The organism is Acinetobacter sp. SK-43 (genome assembly GCF_015351505.1).
Classification (GTDB): Bacteria; Pseudomonadota; Gammaproteobacteria; order Pseudomonadales; family Moraxellaceae; genus Acinetobacter; species Acinetobacter junii.
This window is the reverse complement of the sequence record NZ_JADKPY010000004.1, coordinates 1-21,708: the sequence shown is the minus strand read 5'-3', so window position 1 is coordinate 21,708 and position 21,708 is coordinate 1. Positions and strand designations below refer to the sequence as shown.

Annotated in this window: 24 protein-coding genes and 2 tRNA genes; 14 read left to right on the top strand and 12 right to left on the bottom strand. The window is 39.1% G+C overall.

The features are described 5' to 3' along the window. A partial coding sequence (locus IRT38_RS02190) for a DUF3427 domain-containing protein (RefSeq protein WP_194596849.1) occupies positions 1-776 on the top strand: 776 nt, incomplete at its 5' end. A gap of 130 nt (positions 777-906) precedes the next feature. Here IRT38_RS02190 and IRT38_RS02185 read toward each other — a convergent pair. From IRT38_RS02185 to IRT38_RS02165, 5 genes are all read right to left on the bottom strand, one after another. Continuing rightward, a complete protein-coding gene (locus IRT38_RS02185) occupies positions 907-1,653 on the bottom strand; it encodes an ATP-binding protein (protein ID WP_108675633.1) in 747 nt (248 codons plus the stop codon). Between the two features lie 10 nt (positions 1,654-1,663). Beyond that, entirely contained in the window at positions 1,664-2,218 is a 555-nt protein-coding gene (locus tag IRT38_RS02180) for a DUF1376 domain-containing protein (protein WP_188198198.1), read from the bottom strand. A gap of 68 nt (positions 2,219-2,286) precedes the next feature. Then, positions 2,287-2,535, bottom strand: coding sequence for a hypothetical protein (locus IRT38_RS02175; protein WP_004905625.1), 249 nt, complete (start codon positions 2,533-2,535; stop codon positions 2,287-2,289). After that, positions 2,528-3,709, bottom strand: coding sequence for a site-specific integrase (locus tag IRT38_RS02170; protein WP_000201379.1), 1,182 nt, complete (start codon positions 3,707-3,709; stop codon positions 2,528-2,530). The genes IRT38_RS02175 and IRT38_RS02170 overlap by 8 nt, the downstream gene beginning before the upstream one ends. 19 nt (positions 3,710-3,728) lie before the next feature. Next, a complete protein-coding gene (locus IRT38_RS02165; RefSeq protein ID WP_000122748.1) occupies positions 3,729-3,938 on the bottom strand; it encodes a hypothetical protein in 210 nt (69 codons plus the stop codon). Between the two features lie 115 nt (positions 3,939-4,053). On the opposite strand from IRT38_RS02165, the gene IRT38_RS02160 reads away from it, so the two are divergent. After that, a complete protein-coding gene (locus IRT38_RS02160) occupies positions 4,054-4,281 on the top strand; it encodes a helix-turn-helix domain-containing protein (RefSeq protein WP_017482406.1) in 228 nt (75 codons plus the stop codon). Between the two features lie 324 nt (positions 4,282-4,605). On the opposite strand, the gene IRT38_RS02155 is transcribed toward IRT38_RS02160, so the two are convergent. Together IRT38_RS02155 and IRT38_RS02150 are read right to left on the bottom strand one after the other, a co-directional pair. After that, a tRNA-Gly gene (locus IRT38_RS02155) sits at positions 4,606-4,681 on the bottom strand. Between the two features lie 45 nt (positions 4,682-4,726). Next, positions 4,727-4,802, bottom strand: a tRNA-Gly gene (locus IRT38_RS02150). Positions 4,803-5,041: 239 nt separating this feature from the next. On the opposite strand from IRT38_RS02150, the gene IRT38_RS02145 reads away from it, so the two are divergent. From IRT38_RS02145 to IRT38_RS02125, 5 genes are all read left to right on the top strand, one after another. Next, positions 5,042-5,350 carry a BolA family protein gene (locus IRT38_RS02145; protein WP_004905618.1) on the top strand — a complete coding sequence of 103 codons (309 nt, stop codon included), beginning with the start codon at positions 5,042-5,044 and terminating at the stop codon, positions 5,348-5,350. Between the two features lie 9 nt (positions 5,351-5,359). After that, on the top strand, positions 5,360-5,755 hold the full coding sequence (locus IRT38_RS02140) for a SirB2 family protein (RefSeq protein ID WP_004905615.1): 396 nt from the start codon (positions 5,360-5,362) through the stop codon (positions 5,753-5,755). Between the two features lie 81 nt (positions 5,756-5,836). Continuing rightward, complete coding sequence (locus IRT38_RS02135; protein ID WP_004905614.1) at positions 5,837-6,679, top strand: ParA family protein; 843 nt, start codon at positions 5,837-5,839, stop codon at positions 6,677-6,679. A 9-nt stretch (positions 6,680-6,688) separates the two neighbouring features. Continuing rightward, positions 6,689-7,078 carry a hypothetical protein gene (locus IRT38_RS02130; RefSeq protein WP_194596847.1) on the top strand — a complete coding sequence of 130 codons (390 nt, stop codon included), beginning with the start codon at positions 6,689-6,691 and terminating at the stop codon, positions 7,076-7,078. A 208-nt stretch (positions 7,079-7,286) separates the two neighbouring features. Next, the gene (locus IRT38_RS02125; RefSeq protein ID WP_004956591.1) at positions 7,287-7,877 is read left to right on the top strand and encodes a LysE family translocator; all 591 of its coding nucleotides are present in this window, start codon (positions 7,287-7,289) and stop codon (positions 7,875-7,877) included. Positions 7,878-7,893: 16 nt separating this feature from the next. On the opposite strand, the gene IRT38_RS02120 is transcribed toward IRT38_RS02125, so the two are convergent. Beyond that, the gene (locus tag IRT38_RS02120; RefSeq protein WP_004905607.1) at positions 7,894-8,532 is read right to left on the bottom strand and encodes a DedA family protein; all 639 of its coding nucleotides are present in this window, start codon (positions 8,530-8,532) and stop codon (positions 7,894-7,896) included. A gap of 238 nt (positions 8,533-8,770) precedes the next feature. Between IRT38_RS02120 and IRT38_RS02115 the strand changes: the two genes are divergently transcribed. Together IRT38_RS02115 and IRT38_RS02110 are read left to right on the top strand one after the other, a co-directional pair. Continuing rightward, positions 8,771-9,193 carry a DoxX family protein gene (locus tag IRT38_RS02115; protein ID WP_004956589.1) on the top strand — a complete coding sequence of 141 codons (423 nt, stop codon included), beginning with the start codon at positions 8,771-8,773 and terminating at the stop codon, positions 9,191-9,193. 139 nt (positions 9,194-9,332) lie between these two features. After that, positions 9,333-9,701, top strand: coding sequence for a NirD/YgiW/YdeI family stress tolerance protein (locus tag IRT38_RS02110; RefSeq protein WP_194596844.1), 369 nt, complete (start codon positions 9,333-9,335; stop codon positions 9,699-9,701). Positions 9,702-9,745: 44 nt separating this feature from the next. Here the strand turns inward: IRT38_RS02110 and IRT38_RS02105 are convergent, their stop codons facing one another. After that, positions 9,746-10,972: a DUF445 family protein gene (locus IRT38_RS02105; RefSeq protein WP_171053841.1), complete on the bottom strand. Its 1,227-nt coding sequence runs from the start codon at positions 10,970-10,972 to the stop codon at positions 9,746-9,748. Between the two features lie 436 nt (positions 10,973-11,408). On the opposite strand from IRT38_RS02105, the gene guaA reads away from it, so the two are divergent. Further along, positions 11,409-12,977 carry a glutamine-hydrolyzing GMP synthase gene (gene guaA / locus IRT38_RS02100; protein WP_004905594.1) on the top strand — a complete coding sequence of 523 codons (1,569 nt, stop codon included), beginning with the start codon at positions 11,409-11,411 and terminating at the stop codon, positions 12,975-12,977. 119 nt (positions 12,978-13,096) lie between these two features. Here guaA and IRT38_RS02095 read toward each other — a convergent pair whose 3' ends face one another. Further along, positions 13,097-14,374, bottom strand: coding sequence for a GGDEF domain-containing protein (locus IRT38_RS02095; RefSeq protein WP_194596842.1), 1,278 nt, complete (start codon positions 14,372-14,374; stop codon positions 13,097-13,099). A gap of 307 nt (positions 14,375-14,681) precedes the next feature. Here IRT38_RS02095 and IRT38_RS02090 point away from each other — a divergent pair, with 307 nt between their 5' ends. From IRT38_RS02090 to IRT38_RS02080, 3 genes are all read left to right on the top strand, one after another. After that, positions 14,682-15,629: a pirin family protein gene (locus IRT38_RS02090; RefSeq protein WP_194596840.1), complete on the top strand. Its 948-nt coding sequence runs from the start codon at positions 14,682-14,684 to the stop codon at positions 15,627-15,629. After that, complete coding sequence (locus IRT38_RS02085) at positions 15,626-16,024, top strand: OsmC family protein (protein WP_194596839.1); 399 nt, start codon at positions 15,626-15,628, stop codon at positions 16,022-16,024. Before IRT38_RS02090 ends, IRT38_RS02085 begins: the two co-directional genes overlap by 4 nt. A 97-nt stretch (positions 16,025-16,121) precedes the next feature. Then, positions 16,122-16,775 carry a glutathione S-transferase family protein gene (locus IRT38_RS02080; RefSeq protein WP_194596837.1) on the top strand — a complete coding sequence of 218 codons (654 nt, stop codon included), beginning with the start codon at positions 16,122-16,124 and terminating at the stop codon, positions 16,773-16,775. A 69-nt stretch (positions 16,776-16,844) separates the two neighbouring features. On the opposite strand, the gene IRT38_RS02075 is transcribed toward IRT38_RS02080, so the two are convergent. Further along, a complete protein-coding gene (locus tag IRT38_RS02075; protein ID WP_004905581.1) occupies positions 16,845-17,453 on the bottom strand; it encodes an SPOR domain-containing protein in 609 nt (202 codons plus the stop codon). Between the two features lie 235 nt (positions 17,454-17,688). Then, positions 17,689-19,488, bottom strand: a complete 1,800-nt coding sequence (gene argS, locus IRT38_RS02070; protein ID WP_194596835.1) for an arginine--tRNA ligase — start codon at positions 19,486-19,488, stop codon at positions 17,689-17,691. Positions 19,489-19,956: 468 nt separating this feature from the next. On the opposite strand from argS, the gene IRT38_RS02065 reads away from it, so the two are divergent. Beyond that, entirely contained in the window at positions 19,957-21,654 is a 1,698-nt protein-coding gene (locus IRT38_RS02065; RefSeq protein WP_194596833.1) for an NAD-dependent malic enzyme, read from the top strand. Positions 21,655-21,708 lie beyond the last annotated feature (54 nt).

Here is a 21,708-nt window from a genome sequence, read left to right as displayed (position 1 = left end):
ATGTAATAGAGGTCGAAACATTCCAACATGAAGTAAAGGAAAGATATCAAATCAGTGTTTCTAAAGATGATTTGGTATCCATACTTAATAATTTAAATATGGTTTTTAACCCGACTAAATATTTTAAAGATCATGGGGCAATGAGCTCTCTAGGGATAAGAAATTCTTATTTTTTTGCTTCTAATGATTTAAAGAAAGCTCTTAAAAACTCTACTTTTAAAAAATTCTTAAATGATAATGTGCAATATGCAATCAGTAAATATTTTAAAGATTTTGATATAGTTAAATTCAACCGTGGTTTTGTTTATTATGCAAAATATGGACGTAAAGATGTATTCCGTATTTTAAATTGGGAAAAAAATCAAAACCCACAAAATGTGGGTGGATATTTAGCTAGTAAAGATAAATCAAATTGCCCAATATTTGTCACCTATCATAAAGCAGATGATATTTCTGATAGTACAAAATATGAAGATAAGTTCATTGATCCGCAACATTTTCAGTGGATGTCTAAATCAAAAAGAAAAATTTCTAGTCCTGATGTTCAGGTGATTTTAAATGCACAGCAACAAGGAACATTGCTACCTTTATTCGTGAAAAAAGATGATGATGAAGGTGTTGATTTCTATTTTATCGGTTTTCTAAGTTATATCGAAGGTAGTGCACAAGAGACTTTAATGCAAACAGATGCTGGTCCTGTTTCTGTTGTTAAAATTGATTTTAGAATAAATAAGCCTGTTGAAAATGGATTATATAAATATCTTGTAAATATATGATATGTATAGTTCAAACTTAATAGGATATTGATTGTGGAAACCGAGAGTTATCTGCTGGGTTAGATGTTCTGAATCTTTAGAAAGAAAGCCAATTATCTCGGAAGATAATTGGCTTGAGCAAAGAGTTTGGCTATCCGCTTATTCGTCGGTCATCCCAATAACACGGCACTACAATCAAATGGTTCTCATGTAACCGAGACCATAATCTTACACCTAAATCCCGCTGCATATTTTGGACTGTGAAATTGGAAATGAGCAGCGTCGACTTCATATTATCATAACGGCTATATAAAACCTTATGTACCATTTCCAGACGTTTCTCATGCCGGTCATGTAGGCCATATTCGTCTATCACCAATAAATCAAAACTGGAGAAATGGTCGATGACTTCCTTTTCAGAGCGTGAAGCATCTGACCAGGTATCCATCATTTTTTGAGCAATTTCTGTACTGGTATAGTAGCGTGCAGATTTTGTACTGTTATGCAGAATGTTGCGAATGATTGACGCACTCAGATGAGTCTTTCCTGTACCCGGTGTACCAATGAGCAGTAGGTTTGGATAATGGTCAGAAATAATCTGCTGTGCAAAAGCCTGACATAGTTTGATGGCATTGTCTTGTGCAGGACATGCAACTACATAATTCTTGAAGCCACGATCCAGGTAGCGTTTATTGAGCCCTGAATTTTTAATTTTCTGTTGTAGCAATCGCTGTTGCAGTTCATTCTCATAGGCTGCATGTGAGTGATGGACGGTTTCTTTGGCACACAATTTACAGAGCCTGTGACCTGCAATTTCCATCAGGGGTATATGATGGGTAGGGCAAAGTGTTTCCGTTGTTTCTGCGCGAAACTGGAGTGTTTTAAGCATGGTATTCATGACTGATCTCCTAAATCCACTTTGAATTTTCTAAAAAACTCTCATTTTTTTCTTCAAAATTTGAAGATGAAGATGAAGATGAAGATGAAGATGAAGATGAAGATGAAGATGAAGGGCATGATTCAAGCATGACTTGAGTAATACTCGGGCTCTTCTCAGGAGCTGCTTGAGCATTTACTTTTCGGTGCTTGGTTGATGCTTGAGCATTACTAGCGGATTTCCCCCAACGTGCCTGAGCTGCATTTTTAGCTTTATCAGATTTCATTTGCTGATTTTGTAATGCTTGGCTTTTTAAACTGCTTAAGAAATTTGAATGAATCTGCTCAGACTCGACTTCAAACAATTCTAGGGCCATCAGCGTATTTAACAAAGTTTTAGCCTTGGTGTGCTGCGGTAATTTCGTGATGCTACATACAGTAGCTAGGTCGTGAGGAATGGCACCATTTTTCCAGAAATCCATCATTAACAGCAGTGCCGCACCAATTTGTTCTGCTGTCATTCGTGCAAATTTCGCTTGTAGGTCGCCAATATAGAGTGGCATCCAAATAGAAATATCTTTATGCATGTGTTCACCTTTTTATAGGTATAAAGGGGCTAAGGTCATCGATTGGATGACCTTGTATATTTATTTGATCAAGGAGCTAAGCTCATTAACCGGAGACGGGCCTGTTGGGCTAGGTCATCGTAATGGGCTTGCCCTTCATCCAGCATTCGCTGTAGCCAAAGTCTTAATGCTTGGTGATCATCGAAGCATTTATTGATTTCCAGCAAAAAGGCCAGATTGTGCAGTTTGGGAATGTGTAGCTCATGGATTAATTCACGAGCGACCATATCTGCTTCAGGGCTGACGACCACACCACCAAAGAAAGCTTTACTATTCATGTGCAAGCTCCTCTGTATTTAGTTTTTCCAGCATGGCTTCAAATGCACTGCCATCGCGGCGCGTAACATTGGGGATGTAACGGCTATAGACCCGGAATAGCATTTCAGTCGTTGAATGTCCCAATTGACGTGCGATCCATTCCGGATTTTCTCCTGCCGACAACCAAAGAGTTGCTGCTGTATGACGTGTTTGATAGGCTCTTCTAGACTTCAATCCTAGAAAGCGCAAGATTGGATGCCAGACACGTTTATTTACCAGACGATAATCGAGAGGTCCACCATCACGATTGCAGAAAACAAACTCTGATTTACCATTATTTAAGCTTTTCTGTTGCAGAAAGGCTTGGTAAACGCGGTCATTCATCTGGATCGTGCGGTCAGAACCATAAGTTTTGGTTGCACCAAGCACACCATTCACTAACGCTTCTCTGATATGGATTTCACGACGCTGTAAGTCGATATTTTTCCATTGCAGACCATCAATTTCACTGGTACGCATACCCGTAAAAAAGCGAATGGTGTAATAAGGGCGGAAGTCTTCACGCACTGTGGTAAGAATTTTATGCACCTCTTCCAAAGAAAAAGGTGTGACTTCAATCTTGCTTTCCTTCAGATTGTTAATATTTTTATAAGGCGACTCAAACTCGTATCGTTCAGCCGCATCATTGAGTATCATGCGTAGAGGCGTCATGATTTGATTGATCCTCGATGCTTTCAGACTTGTTTGATCTTTTCCGTGTGTCACTTTGGCGAGAGAGGCACGGAAGTTCAGCAAGTCTGACTTCTTGATTTTGGAGAGAACCTGATTACCAAAAGCAGGAATCAAATAGTTTTTGATCACAATTGAAACCTTTTGCTGGTATGAGGTTCTCCATTCAACTTGTTTCTGCTTAAACCACAATTCAGTAAACTCTTTAAAAAGAGGAACTTTGGTCTGCACAGCAATTTGCTGACTTCTTTTTTCCTTAAACTCCTCAACACGGTTACTTTTTGGAAAGTACTTTTCGTATTCAAAAGTTCCCAAAGTAATTTCAGCTTCAAGCTGTTCGAGACGTTTTTTCAAAATGCGTCGGTTATAAGCATTGTCTTCAAGATTAGTTGTCTCTCTACAACGAATGCCCATGTAGCGAAAGTCGGCAATCAGTTTGCCACTTCGTTCCCGGATGGTAGCCATCAGTTAAACCTCCTAAGCCTTATTGCAAGGCATCCATGCTTAAACCGGTGAATTTAAGCATTTCAGTTTCAATGCGTTCCCAAACAAAAAGAATTTTTCGACCACCAAAAGGACGGATGTAGTGAACACCTTCAATAAAGACACTGTCTTTCAGCTGGTTGCGAATGGTACGAGCGTCGTACTGGATTTTTTCAGCCAGTTGCTGGGCTGTGAGATAGGTATATGACATAATTGTATTCCTGGCGTAATTCATCGGATGTAAGTAATTTTTCATCCTTAGACCTAAAATAACCTCAAATTTAATTAAATGCAATTAAATTTTCATTGTATTAGAGGAAAAATTAATGGTTATTTGTAAGCTACCAATATTGTTGGCTGAAAGAAAAATGCGTGTAGCTGACTTAATTCGTGGTACAGGCATTAATAAAACAACTTTGCATAAGCTTTATAATGGCGAATTGACTCGAATTGATTTGGAGACTATCGATCGTATTTGCGATTATTTAGATGTACAGGTGGGAGATTTATTTGTTTTTGAAAAAGACAATAAAGAACAACCTGTTAGTGAGTAGTTTGGTCACAAATGGTCACATCAAAAAGTGAAATGGTCACAAATTACTGATCATTTGGTAAAAAAACCTTGTTTGGAAGAGAACAGGGTGATTTTTTGCCTTCAAAAAAGCTCTGAAAGTGGTGATCGATTGAGGACATTTAAGGTCAATTGAGACCATTTTTATTGTCGTGGGCACGCCATGGTCACATCTTGGTCACAAAATACAAATTATATTAAGAATATTTTTTATTGAATCGAATAACAAAGGAAGAAGAGTTTTAAAAAAACATAATAAAATCAACAAGAAAAAAGCCCTAATCTTTCGACTAGGGCCTTTTAAATTTGGAGCGGGAAACGAGACTCGAACTCGCGACCCCAACCTTGGCAAGGTTATGCTCTACCAACTGAGCTATTCCCGCATATTGAGCAGTTTTTACTAAAACTTACACTTAAAAAAACCAATCTGGAGCGGGAAACGAGACTCGAACTCGCGACCCCAACCTTGGCAAGGTTATGCTCTACCAACTGAGCTATTCCCGCGTGCCAGCTATAATACATTAAGCAAAACAAGGGTCAACAACTTTATGCAAAGTTTTTGCTTAATTGCATAAAATAAAAGCATTTATCTTGAAAATACCGAAAAACTCACCTTTAGAGGCGAAGTTTTAATCTATTTTGCCCAGATACTCTGCGTTTGTATCTCTGAAATCATCACAGACCTCATGCAAGTAGTTATGTATAATCAATGCACTATCTCAATCTGATTTACAGAGTGAATGATGAACTTAGAACAACAGTTAATTGAGCGCTTAAACACGTTAAACCCTACTCATCTTGAAGTTATCAATGAATCTTCAGGTCATGGTGGATACTTTCCAGGTAAAGAATCTCATTTTAAAGTTGTGGTGGTCAGTGAAGAGTTTCAAGGTTTACGCCTCGTACAGCGTCATCAGAAAATTTATGCAGTTGCTGCGGAACTGATGAGTCCTGGGAAAATTCACGCCTTAGCTATACATGCTTATATCCCTTCAGAATGGCAAGGACAAGCACCAGCAAGTCCTGAATGTGCCCATGCACCAAAAAACTAGGAATCGACTATGGACGCGCATTTAATTACCAAAATTATCCATATGTCAGCGGTGAGTTTGCTCATTCTAGTATTTGTCGCTCGTGCTGCAACTTTGTTTATTGGATTGCGAGATAATCAACAGCCAAATACTAGTTCAAGTAAAGCGATCGTAGGGTTACAGCATTTATCGTTAACTTTAATTATTGTTACGGGTGCTGTGCTGGTTTATATGAAGAACTTCCAAGTCGAGCCGTGGTTCTATGCCAAAGTCATCCTATTTTTTGTACTTTGGTCTTCGATGATCAAAATGTATAAAAAAGATGATACGGTGCTTTTGGTTCAACGTCGTGCTGGTTTATTGATCGGAACTGTGGCCTTAGTGGGTATTCTGGGCTTAGTTATGATCAAGCCAGTTTTTGCATGATTGTTTGACATTGTTTTAGTAATTGTTTTAGCACTAGGTTAAACTGCGTGCAGTTTACAAAAAATCTTGTAGAGGGAAATCATGTTAACTCGTGTGGTATTTAACCAAAAAGGTGGTGTGGGAAAATCAAGTATCACAGTCAATTTGGCAGCAATCAGTGCTAAACAAGGTCTAAGAACCTTAGTTATTGATCTTGATCCACAGGCAAATTCGAGCCAATACCTTTTGGGTGAAGATGCGACATATTCTGCTGATAAAACAGCATTAGAGCCAAACATTGAGAACTTCTTTGAAGATGTCTTAGGTACAACACAACAAAAAGGACTGATTGGTAATGCAATTGGTTCTATTTTGAAAGCCCCACGTGGTAAAGGGCTCGAAAGTTATGTACATCGTTCGTCATTTGAAAATTTAGATGTCATTCCTGCCAGCCCAAGTCTAGGTTCATTAGAACACGCATTAGAAAGCAAACATAAAATTTATAAATTACGTGATTCAATTCAATCGCTTAGTGCACGTTATGATCGTATTTTTATTGATACACCACCTGCATTCAATTTCTTTACTTTATCCGCATTAATTGCAGCAGATCGTGTATTAATTCCATTTGATTGTGATGTTTTCTCTAAACGTGCGTTACAAACTTTGATTGAAAATGTGATCGAAACCCAAGATGATCATAATGATCGCTTAGAGATTGAAGGTATTGTGGTCAATCAATATCAAGCTCAAGCAAAATTACCACGTGAAGTGGTTCAACAATTGAAAGATGATGGTTTGCCTGTACTTGAAAGTATGCTGCCGCCATCAGTTTTGATGAAAGAATCACATCAGAAGAATTTACCTTTGGTTCATCTCGCAGCTGAACATAAATTGACGCTTGCTTATGTCACTTTATTCAATGAGATTGAAGCAAAAAAATAAGAGAAGCTTATGAAGCGTTTATATTGGTTGCCAGTTTTGGCAACAACCTTATTTCTCGGTGCATGTGCATCGACGGTTAAACCTGCTTATGTATCTCCAACGCAATATCAGTCATTAAACTGTCAGCAACTACAAGCAGAATACAATCGTATTCAGCATTACATCGATAATGGTGTACAAACACCAAAGCGTACAGGCGTAGAGGTGGGAGTTGGACTTGGCGGTGGCTGGGGTAAAGGCGGTTGGGGCTTTGGGCCTTCGATCTCAGTCAATATGGGGCAGTCGATGAACACCAAAAATACTGAGCTTGCGAATGTACTGGGTCAACAAGATGCAATTGTTCAGGCTGCTAAGTTTAAAGGTTGCCCAATTATTGTCAAACAGCGTGCAAATTCTTAATCTTCATATGTGCATCACTGGTGTTTATGCTGGTGATGCTCAATTAAAGTTTAGCAAAATGTTTCATTAAAAAATATATATAACAATGCTTTAATTGATTTTATCTTCAATTTTCTTCATTTCAAATTGTTCATTTTTCCCATAAAACTTGTTTGTCGCAGCGAATTTCGTATAAGGTGGCGAGCATGTTGAGTCAGTTGGTATCTATATGATTGAGAGTTGGTTTTTTGTTTTGGCGATGATCGCAGTGTTACTCATTCCAGGGCCGACGAATGCTTTATTAGCCAGTTCAACACATCAACAAGGCGTGCTGAAAACGTTGTCATATATACCTGTAGAGTGGCTAGGTTATATCTATGGGATTGGATTGTGGGCGTTATTTATCCATCTTTTTGACCCAATTTGGCCTGCTTTAATCATCATTTTGCATGTTTGTAGTGTTGCCTATGTTTTATGGCTAGCATTTCATTTATGGAAAAGTTCACATCTTCAAAAATATAATCAGCATCATCAACAAATTAAAACTCCTCGACTATTTGTTTCAAGTCTAAAGAATCCTAAAACATTGTTATTGGCAGCAGGAATTTTCCCAAGAGAAACATGGGACTCAGTTGAAAATGCATTATTGGTTTTCGCTGTGTTTAGCTTAGTGTTAATACCCGTATCAATTTTTTGGATGATCTTTGGGCGTGCATTATTGGCTGGTAGTTTGGTAGGAATCAAAGCCGACCATTTGTATAAAGGATCGGCTATGTTATTGATTATTTGTACCTTACCAATGATTTTTCGTTTCTTTTAATCAATGGGGCAGAGCATTATTTTGCTTTAATGCTTTGCATTTTCTGACGTAGAAAACCAATTACACCTGGTAAGATACTGATAATAATGATACCGAAAATTAAGTGCGTAAAATTATCTTTCACGATTGGCATATTTCCAAATAAATAACCCAAAGTAATGAATGATGCGATCCAACAGAATGCCCCCACCACGTTATAGGTCAGGAAGTATTTATAATTCATGCTGCCTGTACCAGCTACAAATGGCGCGAAGGTACGTGCAAATGGCACAAAACGTGCGAAGATAATGGTTTTTCCACCATGACGCTCAAAAAATTCTTGAGTCTTAAACAAGTGCTGTTTATTGATGAAACGCAAGTTCATTTCAAATACACGAGGACCTATGTAACGTCCGATATGATAATTGACAGTGTCACCAAGAACTGCAGCGATAAACAACAAGACACCGAGAACCCAAGGATCCATTGCACCAGTTGATGCTGCTAGCGCACCTGCCGCGAATAACAAACTATCGCCTGGCAGAAATGGCATCACCACTAAACCCGTTTCGACAAAAATAATCAAAAAGAGAATGGCATAAATCCAGACACCATAATTCTTAATAAACTCTAAAAGGTGTTCGTCAACGTGCAGAATAAAATCAATGAGTTCCATGAAGGCTTTAACACTATAAATTTGAGCTAAATCCTAGCAGTGCGTCTGTCTAATGTCAGTAAGAAAAGCAAATTAATTAGTAACTTTACTTAATGATGCAAAGCATAACGAATTGCTGTTAAATTAGTCACTATTGTTCTTAAAATGGAACGATGTATTAATAAATATGATGTTTATTGCAAATAGGAAGATACATAAACTGGTGTTAAGTTAAAAAACAAACAGAGTGGAATTGATTATGTTTAACCCTAATGTCGTTGTAAAAAATATCGTAACGCAATCTGGCGTAGAAAATACAGTGACTTTAATTGCTCGTATTTTAATGGCCTATATCTTCATTATTGCTGGATGGGGTAAATTGACCGCATATGGTGCTACAGCAGGCTATATGGAGTCGATGGGAGTTCCAGCGGCATTATTACCGATCACAATCTTGGTTGAGTTTGGTGGTGGTTTAGCTCTGTTATTTGGTTTCCAAGCTCGTTTAGCTGCTTTGGGTTTGGGGGTATTTAGTATTATTACTGCATTCATCTTCCATGGGACAGATGATCAAATGCAACAGATCAACTTTATGAAAAACCTAGCAATGGCAGGCGGATTATTTTACTTAATGCTTTATGGTGCAGGTCGTCTGAGTTTAGATCACGCAATTGAAAAATAAACAATCAGTTTCAAAAAAGCCCCACTTTTGATGGGGCTTTTTTACATCCTTTGAATTTACCGTTTATTACAAAAAATGATCTCACTGTTTATCGAAATTTGTTTGAATATTAAAGGATTAAATTGTTTGGAATGAATCAATGAGAACAATAAGCATAGGTTTAATGATCGGTCTTTTATCAATAGCTGCAAGCCACGCATGGGCTGGGAAACAAGATGCTGTACTGTTGAAAGAAGCAGCTCAAAATAGTGTGCTGGTGAGGGATATCGTCAAATACGCAGATGAAACTGGTGTGACGCTCACAGGAAAAATTAGCAAACATTTACACAGTGATGATTATGAATTTCAAGATCATAGTGGAAGCATTGTTGTAGAAATTGATGATGATTTATGGCAGCAAGCACGTTTAAGTGTTGGTGATTCTGTACGTTTAATCGGTGAGGTTGATACACATCGATATAAACCTACGGATATCGAAGTAATCAAAATTGAGAAATACGGACATTAATAAAAAAAGGAAGCCTTAGCTTCCTTTTAAATTTGATAAAAATCTTAGAGCATAAAATGGATTTGCATTTCCCCGACGAGGAAACCGAGCACAGCACCGACGATAATCAATGACCATTCATCTTCTTTGAATGCTGGACGTAACATACCTTCAAATTCTTCAGGGCTGAGGCGTTGCATACGATCAACTAAGGTATTACGAACATTCATTGCATCTTCAGCATAAGATTCAACATAACGCATCGTATCTGGCAGCTGTTTTAAAATACGCTCAGCAACTTCAGCTTTCAGGCTTTGATACTTCTCGCCGCCAATCGCGTACACCACCAATGGGCGAACAATACCTGCCTGTAAATCAATTTCTTGTTTTACATGGCGGCTGACCAGTTCAATTACCTTGTCTGAGTGAGTCCCTGAAAAAAGCTCTTCCATCATGTTACGAGAGGTGAGTAACTGTTTCGAGATTAATGCAGCGTAGTCCGCAGCCACTTCATTTTGACGTTTAATGAATAGTCCTTGCCATGTGTAACCCATGATTTTTTTCGGGTACAAAGGTCTAAACATCATTTGTAATGCGATCCAGTCACTAAAGAAACCGACAAAACCACCAAACATTGGAAGCATCCAAGGATATTTTCCTTGTGTCACAATCCAACAAAGCATTTGTACGACACCAATCGCGAATCCAAAAATAAAGCCGACATTACTAAAGAATTTAAATTCTTGTTTGCCGACTTTTTTAAAGATTTCATTGAGGAGGCGTTTATCTTTGAGTAGGTTGTTGACCACCATGTGCTTGATATCGAAGTACTTAGACACATCACGCTGTACTTCACTCATGATATGTTCAACGATTTCAGGTGCTTTGGTTTGGACACGTTTGATCAGTTTTTGACGAGCAAACTCTGGCATCCCTTCCCATAAACCAGGTTGGTATTGCTGAGCAACTTCACGAGTGATGTCTTCAGCGGCTGCCATGAGCGGTTTTTCAATTTCTTTTGCGATGCGTTTCGGATCGAGTCGTGCAAATATTTCTTCAGGTTTGATCAGTTTTGAGGTCATCAATTCAACGGCAGTGGTTGCCATTTTTTCAGCTTTGCGAGGAACGATACCTTGCCAGCCAATAGGAAGACCAAATAATCTTAACCCCTTAAACTCAAGTGGTGAGAACATCATTTGAATCGCAATCACTTTTGTTACATAGCCAATAATGCCACTAATAAAAGGGATTGAAATATATAACCAGAAATTCTGTTGAAAATCTGCAATCATTTCTTGAAACATTATTGTATTGGTCCTTCAAGTCCTAATTGTTGCCTTATGACAAGACAAGCCATAGATGATAATGAAATGTTTTAGGACATTGGTGGTACACCAATATCTTTAGATTCTTTTAATTTTTCCTTTTATCAAGGACATCGCATTCACATAAAAAGGAAACGATGAGATCTATTGAATACCTTTCCATGGTAATGCTTTTTTCAGTTCATCATCTTAGCACCAATTTTTGCTTTGTGTTGAGCAGAATTGGCAAGAATTGTTGATTTAACTCTCTAAAATAGGCAAAAAGTTGTGAAATTTTAGTTTAAATTTCAGCAGGGATTAGCAAGTAAAGCTAAAAAATAAGATAGATGATGAATTGCGATGCGCCAAAGCGTGAAAAATGTTAGAATGTGGCGCTTAATTCATTTGCCTTTATGATTATCCCATGACGACCAATACTCAAATTACTGAAGATCGTATCCTTATTTTGGATTTCGGCTCTCAATATAGCCAGCTGATTGCACGTCGTGTACGTGAAGCGGGTGTCTATTCAGAAATGTATGCATTTGACATGTCTGAAGAAGATATTCGTGCATTTAATCCAAACGGGATTATTTTGTCAGGTGGCCCTGAGAGTGTACATGAAGAGGGTAGCCCACGAGCACCTCAAATCGTGTTTGAATTAGGCGTGCCAGTTTTGGGTATTTGTTATGGTTTACAAACCATGTCGGAACAACTTGGTGGAAAGGTAGAGCCAGGTACAGTTCACGAATTTGGTTATGCAGAAGTTGATATCTTGGTACGTGACCAGTTAATTGGTAACTTGCAAGATCGTGAGAACCAGCTGCATGTTTGGATGAGTCATGGTGATAAAGTAAGCGCGATTCCTGAAGGTTTCCAAGTTACTGCAAGCACACCAAGCTGTCCTTTTGCTGCTGTAAGTGATGAAACACGTCGTTTCTATGGCGTTCAATTCCACCCTGAAGTGACTCACACTGCGAAAGGTGAAGAATTACTTTCTAACTTTGTTCATAAAATTTGTGGTTGTCGTGGTCTTTGGACACCTGAGCACATCATTGATTTACGTGTAGAACAATTACGTAAACAAATCGGCGATGAAAAAGTTCTTTTAGGTTTATCAGGTGGTGTTGATTCATCTGTAGTCGCAGCATTGTTGCATAAAGCGATTGGCGATCAGTTAACGTGTGTATTTGTAGATAATGGTTTACTTCGTTTAAACGAAGGTGATCAAGTTATGCAGATGTTCGCAGAGAACATGGGTATTCGTGTGATCCGTGCAGATGCAGAAGAGCGTTTCTTGACTGCGTTAGCGGGTGAAGTTGATCCTGAGAAAAAACGTAAAATCATTGGTCGTGAGTTTATCGAAGTATTCGCAGAAGAAGCTCGTAAACTTGATGGCGTAAAATTCTTGGCACAAGGTACGATTTATCCTGACGTAATCGAATCTGCTGCAAGCAAACAAGGTAAAGCACACGTCATCAAATCACACCACAACGTAGGTGGTTTACCAGAAGATTTAGCTTTTGATCTTGTTGAGCCATTACGTGACTTATTCAAAGATGAAGTACGTAAATTAGGTACAACTTTAGGTTTACCTCATAGCATGATTTATCGTCATCCATTCCCGGGTCCAGGTTTGGGCGTGCGTATTTTGGGTGAAGTGAAAAAAGAATATGCAGATATTCTACGTCTTGCTGATGACATCTTTATGCAAGAACTTCGTGCGAGTGGTTGGTATGACAAAACTGCCCAAGCATTTGCGGTATTCCAACCTGTGAAATCAGTGGGTGTTGTGGGTGACGGTCGCCGTTATGCATGGGTGATTGCACTTCGTGCGGTTGAGACTGTTGACTTTATGACAGCGCGTTTCGCTCACTTGCCATACGAGTTGGTTGATAAAATCTCTACGCGTATCATGAATGAAATCAAAGATGTTTCACGCGTTGTTTATGATGTGTCTTCTAAACCCCCTGCGACAATTGAATGGGAGTAAAACTGGGATTTCAAGCATGAGTGCGTGTTTAAAGCAACGCTTTAAACCAAACGAAGCTGCTTGCCAGTTTTACGCCGAAAAAGGACGCAATTGCGTTCTTTTTTATAGTTTAGACCGATCTAGATAGTCGGAAGGTCAAAACTGGCCACTTGGTTGCGTCCGTTTTGCTTTGCACGATAAAGCGCAATATCTGCTTCTTTGATCAGTGAATGTAAATTGATATTGTCTGAATTTAGTTTTGACACACCAACCGAAACGGTGAAACTAATTTTGATATCATTTCCAATACAGACAGGGTGAGACTCGATATTTTTTCTTAGACGCCCTGCAATCATAACGGCATCTTCCAGTGTCGTTTCGGGAAGCAAGGCAACAAATTCTTCGCCTCCAAAACGCGCGAGAACATCGGCACGGCGCATTTCCTTGCGTGCAAGTTCGGCAATTTTTTGCAATACCTGATCGCCAATATCATGGCCATAACTGTCATTAATTCTTTTAAAATAATCCACATCAAACATCAGTAGACAGATGGATTGATACGGCGGCCAAGCATGAATCATCTTATCTGCAATCAACTCAAATTGGCGACGATTACTCAGCTGGGTGAGTTCATCTGTATGGGCAAGTTCACGCAGCAGGTGTCGATCCCATTCCTCCAGCATAGAACGTAAAAATGCACGCCGCGCATTTAAGGTGTTATTCCAGCTCACGTATAAACTAAAAAACAAAATCGGAATATAAACCAATAGGAAAATAATAACTTGCTGGTTGTTGTTGATAGACAGGATACCACCAATAATCACCATGCTAATCAACAAGGCAGTGAGAACAGCGGGACGGAATCGAACGTGAATGGATAGACAACCCAATAGTAAAAAAATCACGGAAGCATATTGATATTGATTGACGTTCGGACTATGGGATTGACTGAGCAACCAAAACCAAATGGCCGCACCACACGCACTAGAAATAGGGAGTAATAGATCAAGAATGACAATATTTTTGCAATATTTGAACATCAACATATTAAGAATTACAAAGCCAAGTACTGCGACCACACGGCTGAGACCTGAAATAAAGCTGATATCCGGTAATAAAAACCAATCCGCAAAAAAATAAAAAAGGAAACAAAGTTGACCTAATAAATTGATTTGTTTCAAATAAAAACGATGATGAACATTCTGATAGTTGTAATAGCACGGTTTAAATTTTTCTGGAATCTGGGCGTCATCTTCTTGTAAGGCATTGGCAATTGCATCGCGATTGTGGGGATCACAAAGTTGCGATGGTAATATAAAACTATCTACAGGCACGCGTTGAGTATCATGATGGCTGACTTGTGAAACAAAGCCTTCTTCACGCCCCAATATGGTGTGCCTGCCTCCCCCGTTATTCATAGGCTGCTCCACACTATTGACGCTGTTGTATGAAGAAATAATTCACTTAAAGTTATAAGTAAGTACAACAGCATCTGTTTTTTTATAGAAATTTGCTGGGCAAAATCGCTCTTTTTCTTTTGTGTATCTTCTGATTATATTATCTGAAAGAAACCCCAAAGTCATACGGCAATGCAGTGCAGATTGTATCAAAATGGTTTTTTACACATGGGTAAAATCTAAGGTTTTATCTCTAATTTTTGATCGGGATTTCGTTGGAAGAAACCATCTAACCAAATTAAATATATGAAATATAGGAAAATTAAAAATGACCAATACACAAGATGGCGAACTTTCTTATTCAGAAGATTGTGAAAAAATTGTTGATAGCTTGCTTCAAGAATTTACCATTCGTTCAGCGACGATTGGCAAGGGAACGGTTATCAAGCGCGCCTTGCCGAGTCGTCATAAACGTTTAGTTGGTGCTTGGTGCTTTCTAGATCATGCAGGGCCAGTCAGCTTTCCAGCTGGAGATGGGTTAGATGTTGGGCCACATCCTCATATTGGTTTGCAAACCTTTACATGGATGATTGAAGGCACCATGATGCATACCGATAGCTTGGGTTCAAAACAGCTTATTCGTCCAAAACAAGTAAACTTAATGACAGCTGGACGTGGTATTTCTCATACAGAGGTCGCGCCTGATACTGAAACCCAAATGCATGCTGCGCAGTTGTGGATTGCACTTCCTGATAACAAGCGCAATATGGAGCCTAACTTTGAGCATTACCCAGAACTGCCTGTTGTGGTTAAAGATCAAGTTGAATTTACAGTTTTAGTCGGTGACTTCCTCAATACTCTTTCTCCAGTTCAAGTACATACACCTTTAGTTGGTGTTGATCTAACAGCTCAAGCGGATACTAAAACGCGTATACCACTCAATCCAGCATTTGAATATGCTTTCATGGTGCTTGATGGCAAAGCTCGTGTGAACGGACATGAATTAACTGCTGATAATATGGTGGTTTTAAAAACAGGTTTGACGGAAATCGAAGTTGAAATCAAATCTGGTAATCGAGTGCTTCTCATTGGCGGTGAACCTTTTGAATCACCTATTTTGTTGTGGTGGAACTTCGTAGGACGTACGATGGAAGACTTGGAGCAAGCACGTGAAGACTGGATTAACCATGATGCACGCTTTGGTGAGATTCCAGATTATCAAGGCAAACGCTTGGAAGCACCAACGCTACCTGATCAAATGAGGGCTTCAAAATGAGTGTTATCGCAAGTGCAAAAGTTCTAACTTTACCTGAACCGTGGAAAGGGGAAGTGGCTAGTGGAACGCATCAATTTTTGACAGATAAGCCTGAATCTTTCGGTGGACATGACACAGGTCCCGCACCATATGATTTTCTTACAGCTAGCCTAGCATCATGTACCATGATCACCTTGCGCATGTATGCTCAACATAAAGAAATAGACTTAGGTGAGTTTACGGTTGAGGTGGATTTTCATACTAATCGGGAACAACAGGAGCGAATTGAACGTCGTGTCACCTTTAAGCAACCTGTTTCACCAGAGCTAAAAGAAAAACTTCTCAATGTCTGTAGCAAGACACCTGTCACTAAAACTTTGTTACGCAGTTTAGACATTCAGACCGTGATTCTTTAAGGCTTTAGTGCTATTGTGCTTGGGCAAAACATAATTCTAAACGCAACTGTTAGAGGGATAAAAAACAACAGTTGCGTAGCACAAGCAGGCACACAAAATGATTACCTTACATTATCTGCAATGCTCCCGTTCGTTTCGAATACTGTGGGCATTAGAGGAGCTTGGTGTGGACTACCAAGTAGAGTTTTATCAAAGGTCAGCCAGTTACGCAGCACCAGAAATCCTTAAAAACATACATCCTCTCGGCAAAGCACCTATCTTGGTAGATGATGGTGATGTGATTGTTGAATCGGCAGTGATTTTGGATTATTTGCAGCAACAATATGATCGACTTCAGCAGTTCAAACCCCAACAAGCGAAAGATCAAAGACAATATGACTATTGGATGCATTATGCAGAAGGTTCTTTGATGCCGCTTTTGGTGATGACTTTAGTCATGAACAATGTTAGTAAGCATGTACCATGGATGATTCGTCCAATTGCTGAGAAAATCACAGATGGCGTAAAAGGTGGTTTTATTCGTCCTCGTGTAAAAGAACATATTCTGTATTTAGAACAATATCTGTCTGAGCATGATTATTTTGCAGGTGAGTTTTCATTTGCTGATATTCAAATGGCGTTCCCATTGATTGCGTTACAAAAACGTCTACATGGGAAATACCCAAATATTCAAGCCTTTGTACAGCGAATACAAGAGCGCGCAGCATTTCAACGTGCTGAACAGAAAAGTTTAGAATCTGAGTGTGGCTAGTTCAAATCATCTTGCTTTAAATAAAAAAGGAACGATCAAGCGTTCCTTTTTTATTTGATATTTTGCCGATCAACGTTTGATGACAATCGAATCAATACCACTATTTTGAAGTGTTTGTTGTGCTGCTAAAGCGGCATCTTGGCTATCGTATGGTCCTGAAAAAACACGATACCATGTTTGACCATTCTCAACAGTTTTGACTACATCTGCCGATAAACCATTCAAAATAATTTCGGCACGTCGTGCATCGGCACTATCAGGATCTGGATAGCTTCTCACTTGTAAAATATAAGTGGCTTGAGCAGGAGCTGTTTGCTCACTTGGCGTAATTCCTCCTGACGCATCAGCGTTTGTCGTCTCTGCGGCTGGGGATTCAATAATCACGACATTACCTTGCTGTTTGGTTTCAGGAACAGCTTGTTCAGGAATTGGCGTGACTTGTTGTTGAGGGAGCAGATCATAGAAGCGATAGTCTTTGTTAGTATCTTCTTCTTGATAATGCTCTGATGTCACCTGGTTTTTAGCAGGTACAGGTTGCCATGGTTTCCATAGCATCAACATAACCGCAACACATAGAATCGCCAAAATGGCTACAAGCATACCGAGCCACTTGGGTATGAGTGGTTTTTTGGGTTTATTTGGTCGTTCAGATACACCACGTTGCGTTTTTCCAAACACCTGAAATTCCTCTTGATCCTATTATGTTATTTGTAACGTGAATCATTGAATAAACAAAGCATTATGTTCAAAAATAATGCGTTATTCACCTTATTATTTATCAGATAAAACCTAAGATAGTGTTTTTTTCTGTAAAGTGAATATGAATCTCTCATTTCTTAAACTTAAACGATATAAATAATAAAGCAAGCAAAGCGAACTTTGCTTGCATCTATTAATTATAACGTTGTTTAGATTACATTGAGTCTGGTGCAGATACGCCCAATAACTCTAAACCATTACGTAACACTTGCTGTACATTCGTTGAGAGCAGTAAGCGTGCTTGAGACAATGAGGTATTTGTTTCATCTACAAATTTCACACCATCTTGTGCATACCAACCATGGAATAGTGCAGCCAAATCTTTGAGATAGTTACCAATTTGATGTGGTTCGCAAACATTTGCAGCTCGTATAACAATTTCAGGATAAGCTGCTAATTTTGCAAGGATTTCTGTTTCTGTCTCTAAGGTTAATAGATCAGCAAACTGTCGTGCATTCGTAGCGTCAAATACAATGCCTTTTTCTTTAGCACGATTGACAATACTGTTTACACGCGCATGCGCATATTGGATGTAATACACCGCATTGTCTTTGCTTTGCGAAACTGCGAGGTCTAAGTCAAAATCAATGTGTTGCTCAGATTTACGCATCACGTAATAGAAGCGTGCCGCATCATTACCAACTTCTTTACGTAGATCACGCAATGTGACGAACTGACCTGAACGAGATGACATTTGTACCATCTCACCGCCACGCCACAAACTCACGAACTGAACTAAAAGTACAGTCAATTTCTTCGAGTTATAGCCCATCGCGTCAATTGCTGCTTTGACACGTGAGATATAACCATGATGGTCTGAACCCCAAATATCAATTAAGTCAGTATAACCACGTTGTAATTTATTCAAATGATAAGCAATGTCAGACGCAAAATAGGTGGTTTGACCATTACGACGTTTAACAACACGGTCTTTTTCATCGCCGAATTCGGTTGATTTAAACCAGATATTCCCATCTTTTTCGTAGAGGAAACCACGCTGATCAAGCGTTGCAAGTGCTTCATCAATTTTATCAGCCAATGATGCTTCACTAAACCATTGATCAAAGGTCACACCAAAGTCTGCAAGGTCGTCTTTAATATCATCTAAAATGGCATGCAAAGCCGCTTGGTGGAAAACGCGATAGCCTTCACCTAAATGCTTTTGAGAATTCGCAATTAAACCATCAATATGTTTTTCTTTATCCCCAGAGAGCACAACTTTGTTGCCATCAGCGTCTAATTCTTCTGCATATTGAACGTCTTCTGGTACATCTTTGTAGATATCTGCAACTGGACGAACGTGTGCATCGCCATCTTGATCAATGATGCTTTGTGCGATTTCTTTCACGTAGTCGCCTTGGTAGGCATTCTTAGGGAAAACAAGAGTTTGACCTGTTAACTCTAAATAGCGCAAATAAGTAGAAGTCGCCAAAATATCCATTTGACGACCAGCATCATTTACATAGTATTCGCGATCAACTTTAGCGCCTGTTGCTTCTAATAAGTTTGCAACAGTCATACCGTAAGCAGCGCCACGACCATGCCCAACATGTAGGCTAGAAGTAGGGTTCGCTGATACAAACTCAACTTGGATTTTTTTCGCAGCGTTCACTTGGCTACGACCATATTGATCTTTCTGTACTTGAATTTGGTCGAGCACAGCAAAGCGTTGATCAGCATTTAAAAAGAAGTTAATGAATCCTGGACCAGCAATTTCTGCTTTACTAATATCAGCAACTTCTGGAAGTGCTGCTAGGATTTTTTCAGCAAGATCACGAGGTTTCATACCCGCAGCTTTTGATCCAATCATCGCAATATTCGAAGCAAAGTCACCGTGACTTCGGTCTTTGGTACGGGTTAAATGGCTCGTGTTTGTCCAATCTGAAGGAAGTACCCCTTGTTGTTGAAGGGATTGCACCGCATGATCAAGAGCTGATTGTATTGCCGTATTCATAGTTACCGAAATAAATGTCGCGGAAAAACGCTAAATATAGCAAATTTCGCCCCTGTTAGGGGAGACATTTGGCGGCTGAGTGAATAATTTTAGTTAAGTAATGACCTGTGTGAATGAGAGGTTCATTGAATCTCAACTTTTAGTTTGATTGGTAATTTCTGATTTGAATGAATGTGGTTTGGATCAAGTGTACAAGAGTTTTATATTATTTAATTATGAAATGGTTGATAACATCAAAATTTATGTGCATAAGATTTATTGATAACTATGAATTATCACAACATAATTATAATTGTATGAAAATATTATAAAATATCTCTTGTATGTCGCTATTGAATACTAAGCCTGAACTGTATCACTGTTTAAAATGTCATTTTTATACGAAATAGCCTTAAGCTATTAGACACCACGAGCATGAAGTGATCTTTACGAGACTTTTGTGCTCTAAGCTGGAAAATGAGATAGGCAATGACAACAGGAAATCCAAGTAAACACCCTCTTTACATCCCATATGCAGGTTATACCCTCCTAGAATTACCACTTTTAAATAAAGGTTCGGCGTTCACTCAAGAAGAACGAACCAACTTTAATTTGCACGGTTTACTTCCACATATTATTGAAACTATTGAAGAACAGAGTCAGCGTTCATATCAGCAATATTGCGCGTTTAGTGATGATATCAATAAGCATATCTATTTACGCAATATTCAAGACACCAATGAAACCTTGTTTTATCACCTCATCGAACATCATTTAGAAGAAATGATGCCGATTATTTATACACCAACTGTTGGAGAGGCATGTCAGCGTTTCTCAGATATTTACCGCCGTCATCGTGGTGTTTTTATCTCATATCCTGATCGTGAATTTATTGATGATATTTTACAAAATGTGAATAAAAACAATGTAAAAGTGATCGTGATTACCGATGGTGAGCGTATCTTGGGATTAGGCGACCAAGGAATTGGCGGGATGGGTATCCCGATTGGGAAGCTGTCTTTATACACTGCTTGTGGCGGAATTAGCCCAGCCTATACTTTGCCGATTACGATTGATGTTGGGACCAATAATCAGCAACTATTAAATGATCCGATTTATATGGGGTGGCGTCAGCCTCGTATCAATGGCGACGAGTATTATGAATTCATTGATCATGTGATCAATGCGGTTAAACGACGTTGGCCAAAAGCTTTGATTCAGTTTGAAGATTTTGCTCAGAAGAATGCCATGCCGTTATTGCAAAAATACCGCGATAAGATTTGTTGTTTCAATGATGATATCCAAGGTACTGCGGCCGTTTCGGTTGGAAGTTTAATTGCAGCGAGTCGAGCAGCAGGAAAACAATTAAAAGATCAAACGATTGCCTTTTTGGGGGCAGGCTCAGCAGGTTGTGGTATTGCTGAACAAATCATAGCCCAAATGATGGCAGAAGGTTTGACGGATGCTGAAGCACGTGCGCGTGTATATATGGTTGATCGTTTTGGTTTAATCACTGAAAATCAGCCGAACTTGTTAGATTTCCAGCGTAAGTTAGCGCAAAAGGCGGAAGTCATCGAGCAGTGGGCGAAAGTTGAAGATATTATTTCTTTGTTAGATGTTGTGCAGAATGTCAAACCGACCGTATTGATTGGTGTCTCGGGGCAACCAGGCTTATTCACTGAAGAAATTATTCATACCATGGCGGCACATTGCGAACGTCCTATAGTCATGCCTTTATCAAACCCAACTTCTCGTGTCGAAGCAGCACCTGCAGATATAATCGAGTGGACTGAAGGGCGTGCGTTGATTGCAACGGGAAGTCCATTTGCACCTGTGAATTATCATGGTCAACTATACAATATTGCTCAGTGCAATAATTCTTATATCTTCCCAGGTATTGGTTTGGGTGTAGTCGCTTGTGCAGCTACTCGAATCACTGAAAATATGTTGATGGCTTCAAGTCGTGCATTGGCTGATTGCTCTCCTTTATTAGCAGATGCTCAAGCAGACTTATTACCTCCATTAGGTGAGATTCAGGCTGTGTCTAAAGTGATTGCTTTTGAGGTGGCGAAAGCTGCGATTCAGGATGGTGTTGCGGTAACGATCAGTGATGATTTGTTGCAACAAAAAATAGAAGAATCTTTCTGGCAACCTGAATATCGTCGATATAAACGAATCCCGTTTTAAATAAAAAGGAGCGTTACGCCACTACTGTCCCATAGTTTGCTTTAAATAAAAAAA

Excerpts from the sequence above, each read along its gene's own strand:
- IRT38_RS02180 (WP_188198198.1), bottom strand. The coding sequence starts at position 2,218 with ATGCATAAAGATATTTCTATTTGGATGCCACTCTATATTGGCGACCTA.
- IRT38_RS02120 (WP_004905607.1), bottom strand. The coding sequence starts at position 8,532 with ATGGAACTCATTGATTTTATTCTGCACGTTGACGAACACCTTTTAGAG.
- argS (WP_194596835.1), bottom strand. The coding sequence starts at position 19,488 with ATGAATACGGCAATACAATCAGCTCTTGATCATGCGGTGCAATCCCTT.
- IRT38_RS02175 (WP_004905625.1), bottom strand. The coding sequence starts at position 2,535 with ATGAATAGTAAAGCTTTCTTTGGTGGTGTGGTCGTCAGCCCTGAAGCA.
- IRT38_RS02115 (WP_004956589.1), top strand. The coding sequence starts at position 8,771 with ATGTTTAACCCTAATGTCGTTGTAAAAAATATCGTAACGCAATCTGGC.
- IRT38_RS02080 (WP_194596837.1), top strand. The coding sequence starts at position 16,122 with ATGATTACCTTACATTATCTGCAATGCTCCCGTTCGTTTCGAATACTG.
- IRT38_RS02065 (WP_194596833.1), top strand. The coding sequence starts at position 19,957 with ATGACAACAGGAAATCCAAGTAAACACCCTCTTTACATCCCATATGCA.
- IRT38_RS02130 (WP_194596847.1), top strand. The coding sequence starts at position 6,689 with ATGAAGCGTTTATATTGGTTGCCAGTTTTGGCAACAACCTTATTTCTC.
- IRT38_RS02185 (WP_108675633.1), bottom strand. The coding sequence starts at position 1,653 with ATGAATACCATGCTTAAAACACTCCAGTTTCGCGCAGAAACAACGGAA.
- IRT38_RS02090 (WP_194596840.1), top strand. The coding sequence starts at position 14,682 with ATGACCAATACACAAGATGGCGAACTTTCTTATTCAGAAGATTGTGAA.
- IRT38_RS02165 (WP_000122748.1), bottom strand. The coding sequence starts at position 3,938 with ATGTCATATACCTATCTCACAGCCCAGCAACTGGCTGAAAAAATCCAG.
- IRT38_RS02085 (WP_194596839.1), top strand. The coding sequence starts at position 15,626 with ATGAGTGTTATCGCAAGTGCAAAAGTTCTAACTTTACCTGAACCGTGG.
- IRT38_RS02140 (WP_004905615.1), top strand. The coding sequence starts at position 5,360 with ATGGACGCGCATTTAATTACCAAAATTATCCATATGTCAGCGGTGAGT.
- IRT38_RS02145 (WP_004905618.1), top strand. The coding sequence starts at position 5,042 with ATGAACTTAGAACAACAGTTAATTGAGCGCTTAAACACGTTAAACCCT.
- IRT38_RS02170 (WP_000201379.1), bottom strand. The coding sequence starts at position 3,709 with ATGGCTACCATCCGGGAACGAAGTGGCAAACTGATTGCCGACTTTCGC.
- IRT38_RS02110 (WP_194596844.1), top strand. The coding sequence starts at position 9,333 with ATGAGAACAATAAGCATAGGTTTAATGATCGGTCTTTTATCAATAGCT.
- IRT38_RS02125 (WP_004956591.1), top strand. The coding sequence starts at position 7,287 with ATGATTGAGAGTTGGTTTTTTGTTTTGGCGATGATCGCAGTGTTACTC.
- IRT38_RS02105 (WP_171053841.1), bottom strand. The coding sequence starts at position 10,972 with ATGATTGCAGATTTTCAACAGAATTTCTGGTTATATATTTCAATCCCT.
- guaA (WP_004905594.1), top strand. The coding sequence starts at position 11,409 with ATGACGACCAATACTCAAATTACTGAAGATCGTATCCTTATTTTGGAT.
- IRT38_RS02160 (WP_017482406.1), top strand. The coding sequence starts at position 4,054 with ATGGTTATTTGTAAGCTACCAATATTGTTGGCTGAAAGAAAAATGCGT.
- IRT38_RS02095 (WP_194596842.1), bottom strand. The coding sequence starts at position 14,374 with ATGAATAACGGGGGAGGCAGGCACACCATATTGGGGCGTGAAGAAGGC.
- IRT38_RS02135 (WP_004905614.1), top strand. The coding sequence starts at position 5,837 with ATGTTAACTCGTGTGGTATTTAACCAAAAAGGTGGTGTGGGAAAATCA.